The organism is Luteimonas sp. A482, assembly GCF_054072655.1.
On the sequence record NZ_JBSVRO010000001.1, the window covers coordinates 60,251 to 80,168 of the forward strand.

Genomic DNA, 19,918 nt, shown 5'->3' on the forward strand with positions numbered 1-19,918 from the left:
GGGCATGCCGCGCCGGCGCGGTGGTGCGCGGCAGGGCCATGGGTCATGCGGCCTGCGGTGGCTGCGATGTGCCCCTGGCGTACGGACGCGTCGCCCGCGCGGACGCCGCGACGGCCGATCCGCGGCTGCGGTCGTCAGGGAGCGCCGGCGCTGGTGATCGGCCCGGGCGCTTCACCCGGCATCGCGGCTGGCAAGCCGGTGGCCCGCGCCACGCCGACGCTGATCCGGATCCGGGTCAGGTCCGTGCTGCCCAGGGCCTGCTCCAGCTGCAGCACCACGCGCCCGCGCCCGTCGCCCCAGACCTGTTGCATCGCCTGCCCCTGGCCACTGCGCGCCAGCGCCCGGTATCCGCGCTGCGGCAGTTCCACCTCGAAAAAGGCCGCTGCGGCTGCGGGCGTGCCCGGCCAGACATAGCTGCGCACATGGCCGTTGCTGTCGAACACCCGCGCCTGCGGCGGCACGGGGATTGCATCGAGCAGGGCCGATGCGGGCCGGCGGTCGACCACCTGTACGCCGACGGCGAACGAGCCGTCGCGGGCGAGGGCGATGCCGGCGATTCCGCCAACGAGGAGGAGGAACGCCAGGGTCTGACAGGTGCGCATGCCTGGACTAACGGCACGCTGCCCCCGCGGCTGTTGCCCGGCCGTGAACGCAGGTCAAGTGATGGGCAACGCCCGACTGCACGGCACTCCGCATCCTTTCCCTTGCCCGAGACCACACGACCATGTCCAAGAACACCCGCCTCTTCCTCGCCCTGTGCGGCACCGCCTTCGCCGGCAGCGCTTTCGCCGGCCCGTCGCCGCAGACCGCAAACTTCCAGGTCACCGCCACCGTTGCGTCCAGCTGCACGGTCACCGCCACCAACATCGCGTTCGGCGCCTATGACCCGGCCGACGTCAACGCCACCGTGGCGCGCGATGCCAACGGCGCGGTCAACGTGCGCTGCACGCGCGGCACCTCCACCGCGGTGGCTGCCCTCAACCAGGGCCTGAACGCGGCTACCGGCTCGACCTGCGCCAGCCCGCTGCGTCAGATGGCCGGCGCCGCCACCGAACGCCTCCGCTACGACATCTATCAGGACGGCGCCCGGAACACGCCCTGGGGCTGCGCCGCTGCCAACACGCAGGCGATCCCGACCTTCACCTCTTCGCTGACCCCGGCCTCGCTGGTCACGTACGGCCGCATCCCGGCCGGCCAGGACGCGGCGATCGGCAGCTACACCGACACGGTGCAGGTCTCGGTCACGTTCTGAGTGCCCGCGGGGCTGCCGACGGCAGCCCCGCACCGCTGGGGAGTCGACATTGAGCTTCTTTCTCCATCGCGCCCCGCGCGCGGTCGCCTGTGCCTGCGCGGTGTTCGCCGCGCTCGCCGGCAGCGCCGCCGCCGCCGAGTTCAGCCTCAACCCGACCCGGGTCCACCTCGATCGCGCGCGCGCGATCGAGACCCTGGTGCTGGGCAATGCCGACCCGCTGCCGCTGAGTTTCGAGGCTTCGGTCAAGCGCTGGACCATGGCCGCCGACGGCAGCTGGGAGCTGCAGCCCAGCGACGACCTGGTGGTGCATCCGCTGGTGTTCACCGTGCAGCCGGGCGAACAGGCGCGCCTGCGCGTGGGCACGCTGAAGCCCGAGGCCAGCAGCGAGCGCGCCTACCGGGTCGAACTGCAGCAGCTGCCGCGCGGCAGCGTCGATGGCGTGGCGATCGAGGTGCTGACCCGGGTCAGCGTGCCGGTATTCATCCAGGCCGCGTCGCCAGCGCCGGAAGCGGGGCTCTCGGCCGCGTCGTTCGGCAGCGAGGGCCTGCAGCTGACCCTGGCCAACACCGGCAGCCAGTACCTGCCGCCACAGGACGCACGCCTGCGCCTGCTCGATGCCAGCGGCCGCATCCTGGCCGAGTCGCCGCTCACGATCGGCTACGTGCTGGCCGGGGCGCAGCTGCCGCTGCCCGCGCAGTCCGTGTCGGCGGCCGCCTGCACGCAGGCGGCGCGGGTGGAACTCGAACTTCCCGAATCCGCTGCAACCCTCGTTGCGCCGCTGCCGGCCAGTCCCCGGCGATGCGGCGGTTGAAGCGCGGCCTCCCGTTGCGGCCGATCTCCGCCGCGCTGGCGCTGCTGCTGGCGTCCGCGGCCGCGGCGCAGGCGCCTGACGAGGTGATGCTGCTGGACCTGTGCCTCAACGCGCGCTGCAGCGGCATCGCGGCGGTGGTGGTGCGCGGCGAGGCCGTGCTGGTCGACCGCGAGGCGCTGCTGGCCGCCGGCCTGGACCCGACCGCGCTGACCGCGCAGCAGATCGACGGCCGCGCCTACGTCGATCCCGCGCAGCTGGGGCAGGGGATCGAGGTGGTGCTCGACCGCGCCAACCTGCGCGTGGACCTGGTGCAGCGCGCCTCGGACATGCCGGCGCAGACCATCGACCTGCGTACGCGTGGGCGCGCCGATCCGGCGACCCGGCCGTGGACCGCCTTCGTCAATTACGCCGCCGCCGTTGGCGACGGCCGCAGCGACGGCGAGGTGGGCCTGGAAACCCTGTTCCTGGACGCGGCCGCGGGCCGCGGTCCCGCCGCCCTGCGCAGCACCGGCTACTGGGACCCGGACAGCGGCTGGCGCCGCGGCCTGACCCGGCTCGAGATAGATCAGCCAAACCATCTGCGGCGCTGGACCGTCGGCGACCAGGTGGCGGTGGCGCGCGACCCGCTTGGCGGCGGCGCCCTGCTCGGCGGCGTCGGCATGGAGCGTGCCTTCGACCAGGATCCCTACCTGGTGACCTTCCCGCAGCCGTTCTACCAGGGCGTGATCGAAACTCCGGGCGTGGTCGAGGTGTACGCCAACGGCGCGCTCATCGGCCGCCGCGAGGTTGGCGCCGGCCCGTTCAACCTGCAGAACCTGGGCGTGCCGCCCGGACGCAGCGACGTGCGGGTGGTGCTGCGCGACCCGTTCGGCAACCGCCGCGACCTCGCCGTCGCGAGCTACTACGGCGGCAGCGCGCTGCTCGCGCCGGGCCTGTCCGACTACGCCCTGCGCCTGGGCCGGGTGCGCGGCGGCAGCCTGGACGGCGACTACGGCGACGACACCGCCTGGCAGGCCTGGTACCGGCGCGGCGTCAGCGACCGCATCACCCTGGGCGTGCGCAGCGAGGGCGACGACGACTTCGCCAACGCCGGCGCCGATGCGGCGCTGCGCACCAACCTGGGCGAGTTCGGTTTCGCCCTGGCGCGCAGCCGCGACGACGACGCCGGCAGCGGCCACGCGGCTTCGATCAGCTACAGCTACGGCGGTCCGCGCGCGGGCCTGTCGCTGGGCAGCCGCCGTTTCAGCAGCGGCTACCGCATGCTCGGCACGACCTTCGAGCTGTTCGGCGCGCGCCTGCGCGAGGACGCCTACGCCAACCTGTCGTGGTCGCCGACCACGCGCCTGTCGATGCAGCTGGGCTATGGCCGCCAGCGGCGCGAAGGCCTGCCCGCCGAACGCACCGCCAGCCTCTCGTCCACCTGGCGGCTGTCGCCGGCCGCGCAGCTGCTGCTGAGCGTGCAGCGCAGCGACGGCCTGTTCGAGGACACCTCGGCACTGCTGAGCCTCAATGTCGCGCTCGACCGCGACAGCCTCGCCTTCAGCGTGCGCGACCGGCGCAGTCCGGGCGACGACGGCACCGACGGCGACAGCCGCGGCTACGGCTTCGACGCACGCCGCTCGCGCCCGGTGGGCATCGGCTGGGGCTACGACGCCAGCGTGCAGCACGACGACTTCGGCACCAGCGGCTTTGGCCAGCTGGAATACGAGGGTCGGCACGGCCGCTACGCCGTGCAGGCCGACCGCTTCGGCGGCCGCAGCGGCGCGCGTGTGCTGCTCAACGGCGCCTTGGTGGGCATCGGCGGGCGTGCCTATGCCACCCCGCCGCTGGACAGCGGCTTCGCCCTGGTGCGCGTGCCCGGCGTGGCCGGCGTGCCGATCCTGCGCGAAAACCTCGAGGTCGGCCGCACCGATGCGCGCGGCGACCTGCTGGTGCGCGACCTGGTGCCCTACTACGCCAACCAGATCGCGCTCGACCCCTCGCAGGTGCCGCTCGACCACGAGATCGTGCGCGGCGCGGCGCAGCTGGCGGTATTCCGCAACACCGGCAGCGTGGCGACCCTGGACGCGCACCCGCTGCGCGCCTTCTCCGGTCGCCTGCGGCTGCGCGACGGCGACGGCGCGCGACCGGCTGTGTTCGGCAATCTGCGCCTGCAGCACGGCGACGCCAGCCAGACCAGCCCGCTCGGTGCGGACGGGCGCTTCTACTTCGAACAGCTGCCTGCCGGCCGCCACCAGGCCATCGTCGACAGCGACGGCCGCCGCGCCCACTGCGCCATCGACATCCCCGAACCGCTGCAGTCCGGCATCCACGAACTGGGCGAGATCGAATGCGCGGTGACGACACAGGGGGAACCATGAGCCGGATCCGACGCGCGTTTGCCGTCATCGCACCACCGCCGCCTTGCGCGCCAATCGCTCGCTGCAGCCGTGCACGCCACGTGGCCGCGCTGGCCGGCCTGCTCGCCTGCACCAGCCTCTCGGTGCAGGCCGGCGACTGCACGATCACCACCACCCCGATCAACTTCGGCGTCTACGACCCGATCACCAACAGCGCCCCGGTCGACAGCACCGGCACCGTGCGCCTGCAGTGCAGCGCGACCGACTTCGGCGAACTGCTGGGCGGCGTGAACGTCTCCATCGCCCTCAGCCAGGGCAGCTCCGGCACCTACGCCGCCCGCACCCTGCGCCAGCCGCCCAGCTCAGTGCTGCAGTACAACCTCTACACCACCGCTGCCCGCAACACCGTCTGGGGCAACGGCAGCGGCGGCACCAGCACCGCCGGCGGCGCCGTCGGCGGCCTGTTCAGCGGCCAGCCCAACCCCCGCAGCTTCACCATCTTCGGCCGCATACCCGCCGGCCAGGATCCCAACCTCGGTTTGCACAGCGACACGATCACGGTGACCGTGGTGTTTTGAGCGCAGGGCGCGCGACCTCGCCAGCTCTGTTCCGCGCCTGCGGGAGCAGGCAGAACCCGCAGGCATTCCCGCAGGCCGGTGGTCCACAACTGCCCTATATTGGTGCAATGCCCCCGCCCCCCACCTTCGATCCCGCGCTCGACGCCCTGGTCACGCCGGTGCTGCGGGCCGATCGGCACGGGCGGGTCAGCGCCTGCAACCAGGCCTTCGCGCGCTGGCTGGGGGTGAGCCAGAAGCGCCTGCCCGACCAGCCGCTGGTCGCGCTGGAAGCCGAGGGCGATAGCCTGCGCAATGCGCTGCAGGCGCTGGACGAGGCCGAGGGGCCGCGGCGGCTGCGGCGGGTTGCGCTGGCTTTCCTGGGCGGGGAGCCGCGCTTTGCCGACGTGTGGCTGACCCGCGAGGCCGATGGCGCGATCCTGCTCGAGGCGCATCCGGTGGACGAGTTCCCGGGCGAGGATCCGGCGCAGGCACTGCCGCTGGCGCTGTCGGCCGCGCTCAAGGGCCTGGCGCACGAGCTGCGCAATCCGCTCGCCGGCCTGCGTGGCGCTGCACAGTTGCTCGGGCGCCGTGCCGGCGATGCCGAGTCGCGCGAGTTGGTCGACCTGATCGCCTCGGAAGTGCAGCGCCTGACCCACCTAGTCGACCAGCTGCTGTCGCCGGCGCCGCCGCGCCCGCACCAGCCGCTCAACATCCATGGCGTGCTCGAACAGGTGGTGCGCCTGGCCGAGCAGGAGGCCGGCTGGGCGGTGCGTCTGGTGCGCGACTACGACCCCAGCCTGCCGCCGCTGCGCGGCGATCCCGATCGCCTCACCCAGGCGGTGTGGAACCTGGTGCGCAATGCGATCCAGGCCGGCGCGGCCAATGTCAACCTGCGCACGCGGGTCGAGTTCGGGGCGCGCATCGGCGAGCAGGTGCATGCGCTGGCGCTGCGCATGGAAATCGGCGACGACGGCCGCGGCGTGCCCGAGACGCTGGCCGAGCAGATCTTCCTGCCGCTGGTGTCGGGCCGCGCCGACGGCAGCGGCCTGGGGCTGGCGATGGCGCAGCAGGTGGCGCGCGAGCACGGCGGCTCGCTGGGCTACCGGTCGCGCCCGGGCCATACCGTGTTCACCCTGCTGCTGCCGCTGTCGGAAGACACCCGCGGCGAACCGCAACCCGCCACCGACGACGTGGCCGTGCAATGAGGTCTGGCGATGTCCGCTGACGGCGATTCGGTGTGGGTGGTCGACGACGACCGCTCGGTGCGGTTCGTGCTGGCCACCGCGCTCAGCGATGCCGGCTACCAGGTGGCGGGCTTCGACTCGGCCGATGCGGCGCTGTCGGCGCTGGGCACGCGGCCGCCGCCGCAGCTGCTGTTCACCGACGTGCGCATGCCCGGCGACGATGGCCTGGTGCTGCTGGAGAAGATCAAGCAGGCGCATCCGGCGCTGCCGGTGGTGGTGATGTCGGCCTATACCGACGTGGCCAGCACCGCCGGTGCATTCCGCGGCGGCGCCTACGAGTTCCTGTCCAAGCCCTTCGACCTGGACGAGGCGGTGGACCTGGCGGCGCGCGTGCTGGGCCAGCGCGCCGAACAGGAGACGCAGGCCGCGCCCGAGGTCGAGCCGGCCGGCGACGTACTGGTCGGCGATTCGCCGGCGATGCGCCAGCTGTTCCGCGCCATCGGCCGCCTGGCACAGGCGCCGCTGACGGTGCTGGTCACCGGCGAGACCGGCACCGGCAAGGAGCTGGTGGCGCGCGCGCTGCACCGCGAATCGCCGCGCGCGCGGCAGTCGTTCGTGGCGCTCAACACCGCAGCGATCCCGGCCGAACTGCTGGAAAGCGAACTGTTCGGCCACGAGGCTGGCGCCTTCACCGGCGCCGCGCGCCGCCACATCGGCCGCTTCGAACAGGCCCACGGCGGCACCCTGTTCCTCGACGAGATCGGCGACATGCCGGCCTCGCTGCAGACGCGGCTGCTGCGCGTGCTGGCCGAAGGCGAGTTCTTCCGCGTTGGCGGGCGCGAGCTGATCCGGGTGGACGTGCGCGTGGTCGCGGCCACCCACCAGGACCTGGAGACGCTGGTGCTCGAAGGCCGCTTCCGCGCCGACCTGCTGCACCGCCTGGACGTGGTGCGCCTGCGCCTGCCGCCCCTGCGCGAGCGCCGCGGCGACGTGCCGGCGCTGGCCGAGCGCTTCCTGCACGGGGCCGCGGAGAAGTTCGACGCCACGCCCAAGCGCCTGTCGAAGGCGGCCGTCGAGCGCCTGCTCGCGCACGACTGGCCGGGCAACGTGCGCGAACTGGAGAACCTGTGCTGGCGGCTGGCGGCACTGGCGCCGGCCGACACCATCACCACGGCCGACCTGGACGACATGCAGCAGGCTGGCCAGCGCGGCGCCGGAACCGACTGGGACGCCGCGCTGCGCAACTGGGCGCGCGAACAATTGGCCGCCGGCACCAGCGACCTGCATGCGCTGGCCCGCGAACGCTTCGACCGGGCCCTGCTCGAGGCCGCGCTGGAGCACACCGGCGGCCGCCGCACCGAGGCCGCGACCCGGCTTGGACTCGGCCGCAACACCGTCACCCGCAAACTCGGCACCAGCCGCCGCCCGCGCCGCAGTTGAACCAGCCGCAGCGCCGGCAGTCCCGATCCGTCCCTCGAGCTCCCCGAACATGTCCCCCGCCATGTCCCGATCCCCGAATTCCCGGCGCGCCCTGCTTCCGCTGGCCGCCGCCGTGCTGCTGGCCGCCTGCGCCTCCGCGCCCCCATCCCCGCGCGGGACACCGCCGCCGCCGCCGCGCCAGATCGCCGAGGCCGGCACCATGGCCAGCGCCATCGCCAACCTCGCCTCCGCCTCGGGCACCCTGGTCAGCGGCCGCATGGTGATGGTGCAGGCCGCCGATGGCGTGCGCGTGCGCGGACAGGTCGGCGGACTGGTGCGCAACGGCGCGCACGGCCTGCAGGTGCACGAGCGCGGCGACTGCAGCGCGGTCGACGCGCGCAGCGCCGGGCGCTACTACGATCCGCTGGCCGGCGCACGCCAGGATGGCGCGGTCGGCGAGGCCCCGGGCCGCATCGTGGCCGGGCCTGATGGCGTGGCGACGGTCGACCTGCTGCTGCGCGGCGCGGTGCTCGGCGGCGGCGCCGACAACGACATCGTCGGCCGCTCGCTGCTGGTGCTGGGCGCGACCCCCGGCGCGATCAGCGCGCGCGTGGCCTGCGGGGTCATCACCGCCAGCAAATGACGACCGGGCTAGGCTCGATCCCCCGCTTTCTAGGAGATCCCGCCATGCGCAACGTCCGGCTCCTGCTGTTGCCCGCCGCCCTGATGCTCGCCGCCTGCCAGCCGAAGGCGCCTGTGGAAGACCCCGCAGCCACGCCCGCGCCGGATGCGACGACGGCATCGCCCGACGCCACCGCGATGCCCACGGCGCCGGGAGCCGGCCTTGATCCGGGCACGATGCCGGAGGGAATGGCAGCCGCGCCGGGGACCGTATCGGCGACGGCGCAACTGCAGGCGACCGAAGGCAACGCAACCGCAGGCACGCTGACCTTCGCCGCGGTCGACGGCGGCATCCGGGTGACCGGCCAGGTCACCGGCCTGCGGGGCGGCAGCGAACACGGCTTCCACGTGCACGAGAACGGCGACTGCAGCGCCCCCGACGCCAGCAGCGCCGGCGGCCACTTCAACCCGGCTTCGACCGCGCATGGCCGCGTCGGGCAGGGCGAACACCATGGCGGCGACAGCGACAACATCAGCGCCAACGACCAGGGCGTTGCCACCGTGGATACCCTGCTCCGCGGCGTGAGCCTCGGCGATGCGACCGGCACCGACATCCTCGGCAAGGGCGTGATCGTGCACGCTGATCCCGACGACTACACGACCCAGCCCACCGGCAATGCCGGCGGCCGCCTTGCCTGCGGTGTGATCGCGGCGCAGTAGTCGCCGCGCCTTCGGCGGCCCCCACCCCGACCCTCCCCCGCCAGCGGGGGAGGGAGTTCAGGCAATGTCGCTACAGCTGCGTCGTTGAGCTCCCTCCCCCGCCTGCGGGGGAGGGCTGGGGTGGGGGCCTGTCCGCGAGGCGCCGCTTCCCCGCTACAGCGCGCGCGCGTCCACCGCCGCGTCCGCTTCCACGAACACCACGTCGATCCCGTGCGCGCCCAGCACCGCGGCCATCTGGCGCTGGCGTGTCTCGAAGTGACCGAACATCCGCCGCAGCGGCTCCACGTCGTCGCTGTCGGGGCGATAGCGCTCGCGCCACGCCGCCGGCGCGAACAGCGCCATCCGCACCTCGCCGTCCACGTAGCGCAGCAGCGGCTCGGGCGCTGAATCCAGCAGCGCCTCGTGCTGCGGCGACAGCAGCGCGGTCTCGATCAGCGGCCACAGCGGCGCCAGGCCGAGGTGCTCGTACTGCAGCGCGACCATGGCCGCCAGGTCGTGCAGGGTCAGGCAGCGCGCATGCTCGACGCGTGCGCCGAACGCGTCCTGCAGCAGCAGGGCGGTATCGGCCTGGGCCATGCCCGTCTCCAGCAGCTGCGCCTCGAACGCCTCGCCGACTTCCCGCGCGATGGCGGCATCCCCGTGCAGCAGGAACGGCAACACCCGCAGGCTGCCGCCGCGCAGCGCCGGGTCCGCCACCAGCGGCTGCGGCACAGCGCCGTCCGCATCCGTGCCGAAGGCGATGATGCGCGGGCCACCACCGCGTCCCGGCGCGCGCGCATGCAGTTCCGCCAGTCGCCGGTGCAGTGGCCAGCCGGGGCGCAGCGCTTCGGCTGGGTCGAAGTGCGCCGCTGCCAGGCACAGGTCGAGACCGCGTGCGTCGGGGAACAGCGCAGCAAGGTCGCGCCCCAGCAGTGAGGCCAGTCGCGCCGCCTCCTCCTGCGCCAGTGCGCCGTGTTCGACGACGCTGCCCGGCGCCAGCTCCAGCGCCATCAGGCCGGCGACGGTGTTCTCGGGCAAGTGCGCGGCAATGTGATGCTCGTTCATCGGGCCATTCGCAACGGTACGTTAGACTCGCCGATTATGCCTGTCGCCGCCGACGGGCCCGCACCGAAGAGGTCCCTCCCGATGCTGCAAGGTCGTCCCGTCGCCGTGCTGGGCGGCGTCCGCATCCCGTTCTGCCGCCAGAACACCGCCTACTCGGACGTGGGCAACCTGGGCATGTCGGTGCGCACCCTTGGCGCGCTGGTGGAGAAGTTCGGCCTGCACGGCCAGCAGCTGGGCGAAGTGGCGATGGGCGCGGTGATCAAGCACGCCTCGGACTGGAACCTCGGCCGCGAGGCCGCTCTGTCCTCCGGCCTGTCCGCGCTCACGCCCGGCATCACCCTGCAGCGCGCCTGCGGCACCTCGCTGGACACGCTCAACCTGATCGCCATGAAGATCGCGACCGGGCAGATCGAGTCGGGCATCGGCGGCGGCTCGGACACCACCTCGGACGTGCCGATCGTCTACGGCAAGTCACTGCGCCGGCGCCTGCTGGCGGCGAATGCGGCGAAGACGACGAAGGACAAGCTGGCCGCGTTCTCCGGCTTTCGCCTGCGCGAACTCAAGCCCGATTTCCCCGGCGTGGCCGAGCCGCGCACCGGCAAGTCGATGGGCGAGCACTGCGAGGACATGGCCAAGGAGTGGAATATCTCGCGCGATTCGCAGGACGAGCTGGCCGTGTCCTCGCACCACAAGCTGGCCGCCGCCTACGACCGCGGCTTCTTCGACGACCTGGTGGTCAGTTTCCGCGGCGTCTCGCGCGACAACATCCTGCGTCCCGACACCTCGCTCGAGAAGCTCGCCACGCTCAAGCCCGCCTTCGACCGCAGCAGCGGCCGCGGCACGCTCACCGCCGCCAACTCCACCCCGCTCACCGACGGCGCCTCCGCCTGCCTGCTGGCCAGCGACCAGTGGGCCGCCGCGCACGGGCACGAGGTGCTGTGCCACATCCGCGACGTGCACGTGTCGGCGGTGGACTTCGTGCACGGCGAAGGCCTGCTGATGGCGCCGACCATCGCCGTGGCCGAAATGCTGGCGCGCAACGGCCTGGCCCTGCAGGACTTCGATTTCTACGAGATCCACGAAGCCTTCGCCGCGCAGGTGCTGTGCACCCTGCGCGCCTGGGAGAGCGAGGACTACTGCCGCAGCCGCCTCGGCCTGGATGCGCCGCTGGGTCGCATCGACCCGGCCAGGATCAATCCGGTGGGTTCCTCGCTCGCCGCCGGCCATCCCTTCGCCGCCACCGGCGCGCGCATCGTCGCCACCGCCGCCAAGCAGCTCAAGGAGCGCGGCGGCGGCCGCGCCCTGGTCTCGATCTGCACCGCCGGCGGCATGGGCGTGGTGGCGATCCTCGAGCGCTGATCCGGCCGCAACCTTGGCCTGCGCCGGGAGAAGCTCCCCGCAACGGCGAAGCCGGTAAAATCCCGGGCCGCAGGTGCGCGCGGCGACCGAAACCTTGACCCTTGGCGCCGGTCGCATCCCCGCCCTGCAGACCCGCCCGGTAGAATTACCCCATGTCCCTCCTCCAATTCCAGGGCGTCGACTTCAGCGTCGGCGGCCCGCTGCTGCTTCAAGATGTCGACCTGTCCATCGAAACCGGCGAGCGCGTATGCATCGTCGGCCGCAATGGCGCCGGCAAGTCCACCCTGATGCGGCTGATGGCCGGCGAGCTGCGGGCCGACGACGGCGAGATCCGCGTCCAGCGCGGCGTGGTCGTCGCGCGCATGGCGCAGGAAGTGCCGCTGGACACGCAGGGCACGGTGTTCGACGTGGTCGCGGAGGGCCTGGGCGACCTCGGCCGCGTGCTCGCGCGCTACCACCATGCGCTGCACGAGGGCGACATGGAGGCCATGGGCGAGGCCCAGGCGGAAATCGAGGCGCAGCACGGCTGGGATCTCGACCGCCGCGTGCAGCAGGTGCTCGACCGGCTGGAGCTGCCCGAGGATGCCGACTTCGCCGCGCTCTCGGGCGGCATGAAGCGGCGCGTGCTGCTGGGGCAGGCGCTGGTGCGCAACCCCGACATCCTGCTGCTGGACGAACCCACCAACCACCTCGACATCGAGGCCATCGCCTGGCTCGAAGGCTTCCTCAAGCAGTTCGCCGGCAGCATCGTGTTCGTCACCCACGACCGCAGCTTCCTGCGCGCGCTGGCCACCCGCATCGTCGAAATCGACCGCGGCCGCCTCAGCAGCTGGCCGGGCGACTATGAAAACTACCTGCGCCGGCGCGAAGAGCGCCTGCACGCCGAGGCCCAGGAAAACGCACGCTTCGACAAGCTGCTGGCGCAGGAAGAGATCTGGATCCGGCAGGGGATCAAGGCGCGCCGCACCCGCAACGAGGGCCGCGTGACCGCGCTCAAGGCGATGCGCAGCGAGCGCGCGCAGCGGCGCGAGCTGGCGGGCAACGTGAAGATGGAAGTGGCCGGCATGCGCAACTCGGGCAAGCGGGTCATCGAGGCCAGACACGTGACCCAGGGCTACGACGGGCGCGTGCTGCTGGACGATGTGTCCGCCACCGTCCTGCGCGGCGACCGCATCGGCGTCATCGGCCCCAACGGTTCGGGCAAGTCCACGCTGCTGAAGATCCTGCTGGGCGAACTGGTGCCCGAGCGCGGTGAGGTCAAGCTGGGTACCGGCCTGCAAATCGCGTACTTCGACCAGCACCGCAGCAAGCTGGACGACACGCGCAATGCGTTGGAGAACGTCGCCGAAGGCCAGGACTTCATCGAGGTCAACGGCAGTCGCAAGCACGTGGTCGGCTACCTGCAGGACTTCCTGTTCTCGCCCGAACGCGCGCGCGCGCCGATCACCCGGCTCTCGGGCGGCGAGCGCAACCGCCTGCTGCTGGCCAAGCTGTTCGCGCAGCCGTCCAACCTGCTGGTGATGGACGAACCGACCAACGACCTGGACGTGGAGACGCTGGAGCTGCTCGAGGAACTGCTGGCCGACTACCCCGGCACCCTGCTGCTGGTCAGCCACGACCGCGACTTCCTCGACAACGTGGTGACCAGCACGCTCGTGCTCGAAGGCGATGGCCGCCTGGGTGAATACGTAGGCGGGTATTCGGACTGGCTGCGGCAGCGCCCGTCGCCTGCAGCCGCCGCGGCCGCCGCAGCAAGGGCCGAAGCTGCCAGGGAAGCGGCGCAGGCCGCGACGGCTGCTGCAGGGCCGGCGGAGCCGCCGAAGGCAAAGCGCAGCTTCCGCGACACGCGCGAACTGGAGCAACTGCCTGCGCGCATCGAACAGCTGGAAACCGAGATTGCCCGCCGCGGCGCAGCGATGAACGATCCCGCCTTCTTCCGCCAGGACGCCGACGCGATCACTGCCGCCAACCAGTCGCTGGCCGAACTCCAGCAAGAACTGGATGTCGCCTATGCACGCTGGGAGAAGCTGGAGGCGGGCTGAGCTGCCGGCCACCGTGGCATCAAGCCCGACCAGTCCCTGTAGGAGCGGCTTCAGCCGCGAACACGGGCAACTGCGATGTCCCTTGGGGCGACGATCGCGGCTGAAGCCGCTCCTACACGGGTGGCCGACGGATCAGCTGTGCATGCCAGCTATCTACTCGCGCAATCGCGGCACACCATGCTCGTCGCGGTCCTCGAACACCGCCTGGTCGGCGACCTGCTGGTGCTGCTCGCGCGGGGACACGGGGATGACCACCTGGCCCCGGTTTGCCGCCAGCGCGTTGGCGTAGCACTGCCAGGCGCGGCCGTCGTCGCCGCTGCGGGCGTAGCCCTCGCCCAGGGCTTCCCAGGCGTCACTGCCGCCGCCCTGTGCCAGCGCGCTGTGCAGCGAGGCTTCGGCCCGCGGCCAGTCACCGCTGGCCTGTGCAAAGCGTGACTGGGTCAGCAGCAGTGACGGGCTGCCCGGGTGCGCCTTGAGCCAGCGCTCGACCTGCGCCTGGCGATGGTCCATGCGCCCGACCGGCAGCAGCCCGTAGCGGGTGGCCAGGCCCTCGTCCCAGCGGGTGTCCAGCGCGTGCTCGATGCTCTTGTTCGCCGCGTCCTCCCAGCCGAAGGCGGCGGCGCGGCTGGCATAGGCGTCGACGACCGCGGGGTCCGTCTTCAGCGTCTTGGGCAGCGCATCCCAGCGTTCGGCCAGCGCATTGGTGTCGGCAGCCTCGAGCAGCGAAGCCTCGGCCCAGCGCGATTCGCGCTCGTCCAGCAGCGCCTGCGGCCAGGCTTGCTGCTGTCGCAGCGCCCCGAGCAGGCCCCAGGCTTCCGCGGCCTGGCCGTTGGCGGCCAGGGCTTCGGCACGCAGGGCCAGGCCGCGCGGCGGGAGCGGCTGCGCGGCCGGTGCGTCGAGCGCGACCAGGGCGTCGGTCGGCCGCTGTTCGCGCAGGGCCAGCTCGGCCGTGGTGATCGCGCGCAGCGCCGGATGACGGTCACCGAAGCCGGCCAGGTGCTCGCGTGCGGCTGCGTGGTCGCCGCGGCCCACGGCGGCCTCGGCCGCGCCAATGCGTGCGGCCGATTCCACGTGCTCGTCGTTGGCGGCCTGGGCCAGCAGCTTTTCCGCGCGCGACCAGTGTCCGTGCTGCAGCGCCTCCAGGCCTTCGCCGATGCGCGCGCGGGCGCGGGTGTCGCGATGCCGGCCCCAGGCGCGGAACGGCAGCGCCAGCAGCGTCCACAGCAGCCATAGCGCGAAGGCGGCGGCAAACAGCAGCGCCGCCCCTACCAGGACGGTGGTGGTGTAGTCATAGCCGCGCCAGCGCACGAGGACCTGGCCCGGGTCCTGGGCCAGCAGCAGTTGCGCAAGCAGGGCGCCGGCCAAGGCCAGCACGAGCCACAGCAGCAGGGTACGGAACAGGTTCATGGCAGATTTCCTTTCCAGTCGTTCCGGGTCAGGCGCCAGACTCGCGCCTGGGGTGTTGCCGTGGCGTCGACGCGCTGAACGTGCCGCTCAGCCGGCGCCGCGCTGCCGGCGCAACTGCGCCAGTGTGCTGCCCAGCGCGGGCAACTCCAGCGCCAGCGTGTTTTCGCCCAGCGCCTGCAGCATCGCGCGCTGGCGGCGACGCTCGGCCGAATCCGGCCACAGTCGCAGGAGCCAGCCGTCGGCGCGGGCCAGGGCCAGGCGATAGCCATTGCGGTCGCGGCGCTCGATGGCGGCCCGGGCGAGCCCGAACTCCAGCTGCAGCGCGGCCAGGCCGGCGGCGCGGTCGGCGGGCTCCGCCGCCACCGTGTCCGCGCTCGGACGCACCTCCACCAGCTTCGAAAACGCGCGTGTCCACCACGCCTGCGTGGCCTCGGGCGACGTCGGCTGGATCGGCAGCGCCGGCAGGGCGGCGGCGAAGGCGTCCAGGCGGCTGGCGGCGAGTGTTTTGGGATCCTGTCCCAGCGCGTCGAGCGCGTCGCGCTCCTGCGCCAGCGCCTGGCGCAGGTCGAGCCAGTCGTGGCCGTCGACGTCTTCCAGCAGCTGCGCGGCCAGCGCGTAGGCGCGGCGCGCGCTGTCGAGGTCGCCCGACAGCAGCAGCCGCTGCTGGCCCTGGGCGAGCAGCAGCTCCACTTCGTCCAGGCGCAGGGCTTGGCCGGGGTGCAGTGCGGAATCGGCCTGCCTGCGCACGCTGTCCTCGAGCAGGGCGGCGCGCTGGCCCAGGCCGATCAGTTCCTCGCGCAGCAGGCGGTTGGTCGCTTCGGCCTGCTGCAGGCGCGCGGTCTGCGCGCGCTGGTCGAGCCGCAGGGCGTCCATGCGCTGGCCCAGTGCGTCGATGTGCTGTCGGTCGGACTCTGCAGCCTGGGCGCGCGCGACCTGGGCGATGTTCCACCGGTATGCCGCCCATGCACCCAGGACGAGCAGGACGGCCAGGCCGGGCAGCAGCCATGCGACGACGGCGCCACGGCGCGGCCGGGGCGTGGAGGGGGAGGTGGCGGTGTTGCTCATCGACGGTGCGGACGTAGGGGGCTGCGCATGCTATCGGAGCTTGAACGTCAGGCGCGGTCGGCGGCGGACGCGGCCAGCAGCGACGCCGGGCGCGCATCGGCGGCCACGCGTACATCGCCGAAACCGGCCGCGCGCGCCATCTGCGCAAGCCGTTCGCTGGCGGCCAGCACGCGCGCGCCGCGCAGCCGCGGCAGCAGGTCGTCAGGCAGGGCTTCGAGGATCCGCTGCAGGGCCTCGCCGCTGCTCAACGCCAGGCACAGCGGCCCGGGCAGCGCCCGCAGCCTCGCCAGCGCCTGCGGCGCAAGCGTGACCGGGACGCGTGCATACACCTCGGCACGCAGGACCCGCGCACCGCGTGCAGCGAGCGTCGGCGCGATCAGTCCGCGCCCGCCGGGCGCGGTGACCATGCCGACGCTGCGGCCTTGCACTTGCGCGAGCGCCGGCAGCGACAGCAGTCCTTCACTGTCCATCCGCGTCGGCGCGGTTACCCGCTCGACGCCGGCGCGACCCAAGGCCGCCGCCGTGCCCGCGCCCACCGCCAGCCAGGCCTGCGCCGGGCTGGCGCGCAGGGGCTGCAGCGCCGCCGCGGCGCGCGCGGCAGCCGGACTGGTGAACAGCACCACGTCCGCGCGCAGCGCCGTGGCCAGCGCCGCGCGGGTGGCGGCGTCATCGCGCATCTCGATCCGCCAGGGCGACAGCGCCAGCACGCGCGCGCCATGCGCGGCGGCGGCGCGGCGCATTGGCGCATGGCCACCGACCGGCCGCAGCGAGATCACGTAGCATGCGCGCTGCTTCGGTGCGGTGGTGTCCTGCGACATGCCAGCAAGCTTGGTCCCTGGCCACGCACGCCGCAAGCACCCCTCACGTTTCCGGAAGCTTCCACGCATGACCGATTTTCCCGACGCGGCCCTGCGTGGGCTGGAGTCGCAGCTGCTGGCGATGCCGCCGGCGCGCGCGCTGCAGCCGCGCGTGGCTGGATATTCCGACGGGCGACTGCGACTGCACGCACCGCTCGCGGCCAACGTCAACGACAAGGGTTCGGCGTTCGGCGGCAGCCTGGCCTCGCTGATGACGCTGGCGGCGTGGGGCCTGACCGCGCTCACGGTCGAACAGGCTGGACTGGACGCCGAGGTCTACGTCGCCGACACGCAGCTGCGCTACCTGGCGCCGCTGCGCGCGGACCTGCAGGCCGAAGCCTGGCTGGACGGCGACGCGGGCTGGGACATCTTCCTGTCCACCTTGCGCAGTCGCGGCCGCGCCCGTGCAAACCTGCAAGCGCAGGTGCTGCTGCCCGACGGCGGCATCGCCACGCAGGCATCTTCGCGCTACGCCGCAATCCTCAGGCGTAGCTGAGCGCGCGGCCCGGCGTACGCCGCGGCTGCTAGCATGGGCGCAAAAAACCGGGAGCAGGGCGATGCGTGGATGGCGGCAGCTGTGGATGGTTTGCGCGGTGCTGCTGCTGGCCGGCTGCGCCAGCTCCGGCAAGGAGATGTCGGCCCTGCAGGGCGCGCAGTACGCGTGGTCGGCCGCGATCCGCTGGGGTGATTTCGAGGGCGCGTGGGGCATGGTCGATCCGGCCTGGCGCGAGGCCAATCCGATCGGCGACCTGGAGTTCGAACGCTACCGGCAGGTGCAGGTCTCGCACTACCGCGACCTGGCCTCGCGCCCCGGCGAGTCCGAGGCGATGCGCGAGATCGAGATCGGCGTGATCAACCGCCACACCATGGCCGAGCGCACCCTGCGCTACACCGAGCAGTGGCGCTACGACCCGGCGCAGAAGACCTGGTGGATCACCGGCGGGCTGCCGGACTTCTGGGCGGGCGAATAGCCGGGCGCCGTGCCGGCGCCCCTATGCGACAATCCCGTCCCCTCCCGTACAGCCGATCCGACGTGGACTTCCAGGAACTGATGGCCTTCGCTGGCCGCAACCAGATGCTCGCACTGGCCTTCGCCGGCCTGACCGGCGCGATCATCGTGACCGAGATCGCGCGGCTGCTGCGCAACTTCAAGGTGGTGCGTCCGGCCGAGGTGACCGCCCTGGTCAACCGCGACAACGCCCTGGTCGTCGACCTGCGCCCGATCGCCGATTTCGACAAGGGCCACATCCCCGGCTCCAAGAACGTGCAGATGAGCCAGTTCGACCCGGAAAACAAGCGCCTGGCCGCGGCCAAAGCGCTGCCGGTGGTGCTGGTGTGCAAGACCGGGCAGAGCGCAGGCGAGGCCGCGAAGCGGCTCAAGAAGGCCGGATTCGAGCGCGTGTTCGTGCTCGATGGCGGCATCGGCGGCTGGCAGCATGCCGACCTGCCGCTGGCCAAGGGCCGCGGCTGAGCGCCTGAAGTGCGATAATCGCCCTCTTTTCCGACCCAGATAACCGGAGCAGCATCAGGATGTCCGAGCAAGCCCTCAACGGCGGCACCGAACCCGCGCAGGCCACGGGCCCGCAGTTCAGCGTCGAGAAGATCTACGTCAAGGACGTCTCGTTCGAGTCGCCGAAGGCGCCACTCGTGTTCAACGAGCAGAACCAGCCGCAGATCAACATGAATCTCAACCAGCGCGTGCAGCGCCTGGGCGAGAACGCGTACGAAGTGGTGCTGGGCGTGACCCTGACCTGCACCGCCGGCGAAGGCGAAGGCAATTCGGTGTACATGGTCGAAGTGCAGCAGGCTGGCGTGTTCGGCCTGGCCGGCTTCGAGCCGAACGTGCTCGACGCGCTGCTCGGCACCCAGTGCCCGAACGTGCTGTATCCGTATGCGCGCCAGATCATCGGCGAACTCATCCAGGCAGGCGGCTTCGCCCCGTTCCTGCTGCAGCCGATCAACTTCGACGCGCTGTATGCCGAAAGCCTGCGCCAGCGCCAGGCCCAGCAGCCCGGCGGCGACCTGGCCAGCAGCGAGACTGCCGGCAACGCCTGATCGATGGCGAGCCCGACCGTCCGCGTCGCGGTGCTTGGCGCGGGCTCGTGGGGCACCGCGCTCGCCTCGCTGATCGCGCGCCACGGCCACCCCACGATCCTGTGGGGCCGTGACGCGGCGATCGCCGAGTCGATCGACCAGCGCCACGAAAACCCCCGTTACCTGCCCGGCATCCCCCTGCCCGAACCGCTGCGCGCCACCACCGACCTCGCCGCCGCGGTGCGCGAGGCCGACCTGGTGCTGGTGGTGGTGCCTTCGCACGCTTTCACCGAAACCCTGCACGCGCTGGCGCCGCTGCGCCCGGCGCATGCCGGCGTGGCGTGGGCGGCCAAGGGTTTCGAGCCCGGCTCGGGCCGCTTCCTGCACGAGGTCGCGGCCGACGTGCTGGGCGAGGACGTGCCGCTGGCGGTGGTCACCGGACCTTCGTTCGCGAAGGAAGTCACGCTCGGGCTGCCCACTGCGGTGACCGTGCAGGGCGAGGACGCGGGCTTCGTGCAGCAGGTGGCCGACGTGCTGCATGGCCCGGGCTTCCGCGCCTATACCGGCAGCGACATGCGCGGCGCCGAACTCGGCGGCGCGATGAAGAACGTCCTGGCCGTGGCCACCGGGGTGGCCGACGGCATGGAGCTGGGCCTCAACGCCCGCACCGGCCTGATCACCCGCGGCCTCAACGAGATGCTGCGGCTCAATGCCGCGATCGGCGGCCGCCCGGAAACGTTGATGGGCCTGGCCGGGCTGGGCGACCTGGTGTTGACCTGCACCGGCGACCTGTCGCGCAACCGCCGCCTTGGCCTGGCCCTGGGCCGCGGCAAGAGCGTGGCCGAGGCGGTGCGCGAGATCGGCCAGGTGGTCGAATCGGTGCAGACCGCCGATGAAGTGATGCGCCTGGCCGACCGCTACGGCCTGGAGCTGCCGATTTCCAGCAACGTCCGCGACGTGCTGCACGGCGACATCACCCCGGCCGAAGGCCTTGCGCGCCTGATGGCCCGCGAGCGCAAGCCCGAATATTCCGGGTCGCTGTTCGAACAGCCCGAGCGCTGATCCGACTCGCGTGCGACGGCGGGATGACCCGACGTCACCCCGACGAAGTGCCTTTCAACAGCCGCAGGCTGGTCAAGCCGGAGGCGCTTCTCAACAGCCGAATGGCTGGTCATCCATTTTGACGGCGCTCCGGCAGAGCGGAATG

General features: G+C 72.3%; 20 protein-coding genes. 15 read left to right on the forward strand and 5 right to left on the reverse strand.

Going from position 1 to position 19,918, the window contains the following annotated elements; translation table 11 throughout:
• Positions 1 to 134 precede the first annotated feature (134 nt).
• Positions 135 to 602 (reverse strand): hypothetical protein, encoded by a 468-nt coding sequence (locus ACW5DW_RS00310; protein WP_457016512.1) that lies wholly within the window; start codon positions 600 to 602, stop codon positions 135 to 137.
• A gap of 122 nt (positions 603 to 724) precedes the next feature.
• On the opposite strand from ACW5DW_RS00310, the gene ACW5DW_RS00315 reads away from it, so the two are divergent.
• From ACW5DW_RS00315 to ACW5DW_RS00350, 8 genes are all read left to right on the forward strand, one after another.
• Complete coding sequence (locus tag ACW5DW_RS00315) at positions 725 to 1,252, forward strand: Csu type fimbrial protein (RefSeq protein ID WP_457016514.1); 528 nt, start codon at positions 725 to 727, stop codon at positions 1,250 to 1,252.
• A 49-nt stretch (positions 1,253 to 1,301) separates the two neighbouring features.
• Entirely contained in the window at positions 1,302 to 2,063 is a 762-nt protein-coding gene (locus tag ACW5DW_RS00320; protein ID WP_457016515.1) for a fimbrial biogenesis chaperone, read from the forward strand.
• Positions 2,060 to 4,423 carry a fimbria/pilus outer membrane usher protein gene (locus ACW5DW_RS00325; protein WP_457016517.1) on the forward strand — a complete coding sequence of 788 codons (2,364 nt, stop codon included), beginning with the start codon at positions 2,060 to 2,062 and terminating at the stop codon, positions 4,421 to 4,423. The genes ACW5DW_RS00320 and ACW5DW_RS00325 overlap by 4 nt, the downstream gene beginning before the upstream one ends.
• On the forward strand, positions 4,420 to 4,980 hold the full coding sequence (locus tag ACW5DW_RS00330; protein WP_457016519.1) for a Csu type fimbrial protein: 561 nt from the start codon (positions 4,420 to 4,422) through the stop codon (positions 4,978 to 4,980). Before ACW5DW_RS00325 ends, ACW5DW_RS00330 begins: the two co-directional genes overlap by 4 nt.
• A gap of 107 nt (positions 4,981 to 5,087) precedes the next feature.
• Entirely contained in the window at positions 5,088 to 6,164 is a 1,077-nt protein-coding gene (locus tag ACW5DW_RS00335; protein ID WP_457016521.1) for a two-component system sensor histidine kinase NtrB, read from the forward strand.
• 9 nt (positions 6,165 to 6,173) lie between these two features.
• Positions 6,174 to 7,583, forward strand: a complete 1,410-nt coding sequence (gene ntrC, locus ACW5DW_RS00340) for a nitrogen regulation protein NR(I) (RefSeq protein ID WP_457016523.1) — start codon at positions 6,174 to 6,176, stop codon at positions 7,581 to 7,583.
• 61 nt (positions 7,584 to 7,644) lie between these two features.
• On the forward strand, positions 7,645 to 8,205 hold the full coding sequence (locus ACW5DW_RS00345; protein WP_457016525.1) for a superoxide dismutase family protein: 561 nt from the start codon (positions 7,645 to 7,647) through the stop codon (positions 8,203 to 8,205).
• Between the two features lie 44 nt (positions 8,206 to 8,249).
• A complete protein-coding gene (locus ACW5DW_RS00350) occupies positions 8,250 to 8,903 on the forward strand; it encodes a superoxide dismutase family protein (protein ID WP_457016527.1) in 654 nt (217 codons plus the stop codon).
• A 153-nt stretch (positions 8,904 to 9,056) separates the two neighbouring features.
• Here the strand turns inward: ACW5DW_RS00350 and ACW5DW_RS00355 are convergent, their stop codons facing one another.
• The gene (locus ACW5DW_RS00355) at positions 9,057 to 9,947 is read right to left on the reverse strand and encodes a hypothetical protein (RefSeq protein WP_457016529.1); all 891 of its coding nucleotides are present in this window, start codon (positions 9,945 to 9,947) and stop codon (positions 9,057 to 9,059) included.
• A gap of 81 nt (positions 9,948 to 10,028) precedes the next feature.
• On the opposite strand from ACW5DW_RS00355, the gene ACW5DW_RS00360 reads away from it, so the two are divergent.
• Positions 10,029 to 11,306, forward strand: coding sequence for an acetyl-CoA C-acetyltransferase (locus ACW5DW_RS00360; RefSeq protein ID WP_457016531.1), 1,278 nt, complete (start codon positions 10,029 to 10,031; stop codon positions 11,304 to 11,306).
• A 152-nt stretch (positions 11,307 to 11,458) separates the two neighbouring features.
• Entirely contained in the window at positions 11,459 to 13,348 is a 1,890-nt protein-coding gene (locus ACW5DW_RS00365) for an ATP-binding cassette domain-containing protein (protein WP_457016533.1), read from the forward strand.
• Positions 13,349 to 13,501: 153 nt separating this feature from the next.
• Here the strand turns inward: ACW5DW_RS00365 and ACW5DW_RS00370 are convergent, their stop codons facing one another.
• From ACW5DW_RS00370 to ACW5DW_RS00380, 3 genes are all read right to left on the reverse strand, one after another.
• Positions 13,502 to 14,755: a heme biosynthesis HemY N-terminal domain-containing protein gene (locus tag ACW5DW_RS00370; RefSeq protein ID WP_457016535.1), complete on the reverse strand. Its 1,254-nt coding sequence runs from the start codon at positions 14,753 to 14,755 to the stop codon at positions 13,502 to 13,504.
• An 87-nt stretch (positions 14,756 to 14,842) separates the two neighbouring features.
• Entirely contained in the window at positions 14,843 to 15,820 is a 978-nt protein-coding gene (locus tag ACW5DW_RS00375; RefSeq protein WP_457016537.1) for a uroporphyrinogen-III C-methyltransferase, read from the reverse strand.
• A 47-nt stretch (positions 15,821 to 15,867) separates the two neighbouring features.
• Positions 15,868 to 16,638 carry a uroporphyrinogen-III synthase gene (locus ACW5DW_RS00380; protein ID WP_457016538.1) on the reverse strand — a complete coding sequence of 257 codons (771 nt, stop codon included), beginning with the start codon at positions 16,636 to 16,638 and terminating at the stop codon, positions 15,868 to 15,870.
• Positions 16,639 to 16,705: 67 nt separating this feature from the next.
• Between ACW5DW_RS00380 and ACW5DW_RS00385 the strand changes: the two genes are divergently transcribed.
• The 5 genes from ACW5DW_RS00385 to ACW5DW_RS00405 all read left to right on the forward strand — a co-directional run bounded on the left by ACW5DW_RS00385 (position 16,706) and on the right by ACW5DW_RS00405 (position 19,773).
• Complete coding sequence (locus tag ACW5DW_RS00385; protein WP_457016540.1) at positions 16,706 to 17,173, forward strand: YiiD C-terminal domain-containing protein; 468 nt, start codon at positions 16,706 to 16,708, stop codon at positions 17,171 to 17,173.
• 61 nt (positions 17,174 to 17,234) lie between these two features.
• Positions 17,235 to 17,648 (forward strand): hypothetical protein, encoded by a 414-nt coding sequence (locus ACW5DW_RS00390; protein WP_457016541.1) that lies wholly within the window; start codon positions 17,235 to 17,237, stop codon positions 17,646 to 17,648.
• Between the two features lie 62 nt (positions 17,649 to 17,710).
• Positions 17,711 to 18,148, forward strand: coding sequence for a rhodanese-like domain-containing protein (locus ACW5DW_RS00395; protein WP_457016542.1), 438 nt, complete (start codon positions 17,711 to 17,713; stop codon positions 18,146 to 18,148).
• A gap of 59 nt (positions 18,149 to 18,207) precedes the next feature.
• Positions 18,208 to 18,732, forward strand: a complete 525-nt coding sequence (gene secB, locus ACW5DW_RS00400; protein WP_457016544.1) for a protein-export chaperone SecB — start codon at positions 18,208 to 18,210, stop codon at positions 18,730 to 18,732.
• 3 nt (positions 18,733 to 18,735) lie between these two features.
• Positions 18,736 to 19,773, forward strand: a complete 1,038-nt coding sequence (locus ACW5DW_RS00405) for an NAD(P)H-dependent glycerol-3-phosphate dehydrogenase (protein ID WP_457016546.1) — start codon at positions 18,736 to 18,738, stop codon at positions 19,771 to 19,773.
• Positions 19,774 to 19,918 lie beyond the last annotated feature (145 nt).

What these genes read in the sequence shown, in the direction of transcription:
- ACW5DW_RS00370 (WP_457016535.1), bottom strand. Translation starts at nt 14,755, where the DNA reads ATGAACCTGTTCCGTACCCTGCTGCTGTGGCTCGTGCTGGCCTTGGCC.
- ACW5DW_RS00365 (WP_457016533.1), top strand. Translation starts at nt 11,459, where the DNA reads ATGTCCCTCCTCCAATTCCAGGGCGTCGACTTCAGCGTCGGCGGCCCG.
- ACW5DW_RS00330 (WP_457016519.1), top strand. Translation starts at nt 4,420, where the DNA reads ATGAGCCGGATCCGACGCGCGTTTGCCGTCATCGCACCACCGCCGCCT.
- ACW5DW_RS00355 (WP_457016529.1), bottom strand. Translation starts at nt 9,947, where the DNA reads ATGAACGAGCATCACATTGCCGCGCACTTGCCCGAGAACACCGTCGCC.
- ACW5DW_RS00350 (WP_457016527.1), top strand. Translation starts at nt 8,250, where the DNA reads ATGCGCAACGTCCGGCTCCTGCTGTTGCCCGCCGCCCTGATGCTCGCC.
- secB (WP_457016544.1), top strand. Translation starts at nt 18,208, where the DNA reads ATGTCCGAGCAAGCCCTCAACGGCGGCACCGAACCCGCGCAGGCCACG.
- ACW5DW_RS00310 (WP_457016512.1), bottom strand. Translation starts at nt 602, where the DNA reads ATGCGCACCTGTCAGACCCTGGCGTTCCTCCTCCTCGTTGGCGGAATC.
- ACW5DW_RS00385 (WP_457016540.1), top strand. Translation starts at nt 16,706, where the DNA reads ATGACCGATTTTCCCGACGCGGCCCTGCGTGGGCTGGAGTCGCAGCTG.
- ACW5DW_RS00335 (WP_457016521.1), top strand. Translation starts at nt 5,088, where the DNA reads ATGCCCCCGCCCCCCACCTTCGATCCCGCGCTCGACGCCCTGGTCACG.
- ntrC (WP_457016523.1), top strand. Translation starts at nt 6,174, where the DNA reads ATGTCCGCTGACGGCGATTCGGTGTGGGTGGTCGACGACGACCGCTCG.
- ACW5DW_RS00390 (WP_457016541.1), top strand. Translation starts at nt 17,235, where the DNA reads ATGCGTGGATGGCGGCAGCTGTGGATGGTTTGCGCGGTGCTGCTGCTG.
- ACW5DW_RS00375 (WP_457016537.1), bottom strand. Translation starts at nt 15,820, where the DNA reads ATGAGCAACACCGCCACCTCCCCCTCCACGCCCCGGCCGCGCCGTGGC.
- ACW5DW_RS00360 (WP_457016531.1), top strand. Translation starts at nt 10,029, where the DNA reads ATGCTGCAAGGTCGTCCCGTCGCCGTGCTGGGCGGCGTCCGCATCCCG.
- ACW5DW_RS00405 (WP_457016546.1), top strand. Translation starts at nt 18,736, where the DNA reads ATGGCGAGCCCGACCGTCCGCGTCGCGGTGCTTGGCGCGGGCTCGTGG.
- ACW5DW_RS00315 (WP_457016514.1), top strand. Translation starts at nt 725, where the DNA reads ATGTCCAAGAACACCCGCCTCTTCCTCGCCCTGTGCGGCACCGCCTTC.
- ACW5DW_RS00380 (WP_457016538.1), bottom strand. Translation starts at nt 16,638, where the DNA reads ATGTCGCAGGACACCACCGCACCGAAGCAGCGCGCATGCTACGTGATC.
- ACW5DW_RS00345 (WP_457016525.1), top strand. Translation starts at nt 7,645, where the DNA reads ATGTCCCGATCCCCGAATTCCCGGCGCGCCCTGCTTCCGCTGGCCGCC.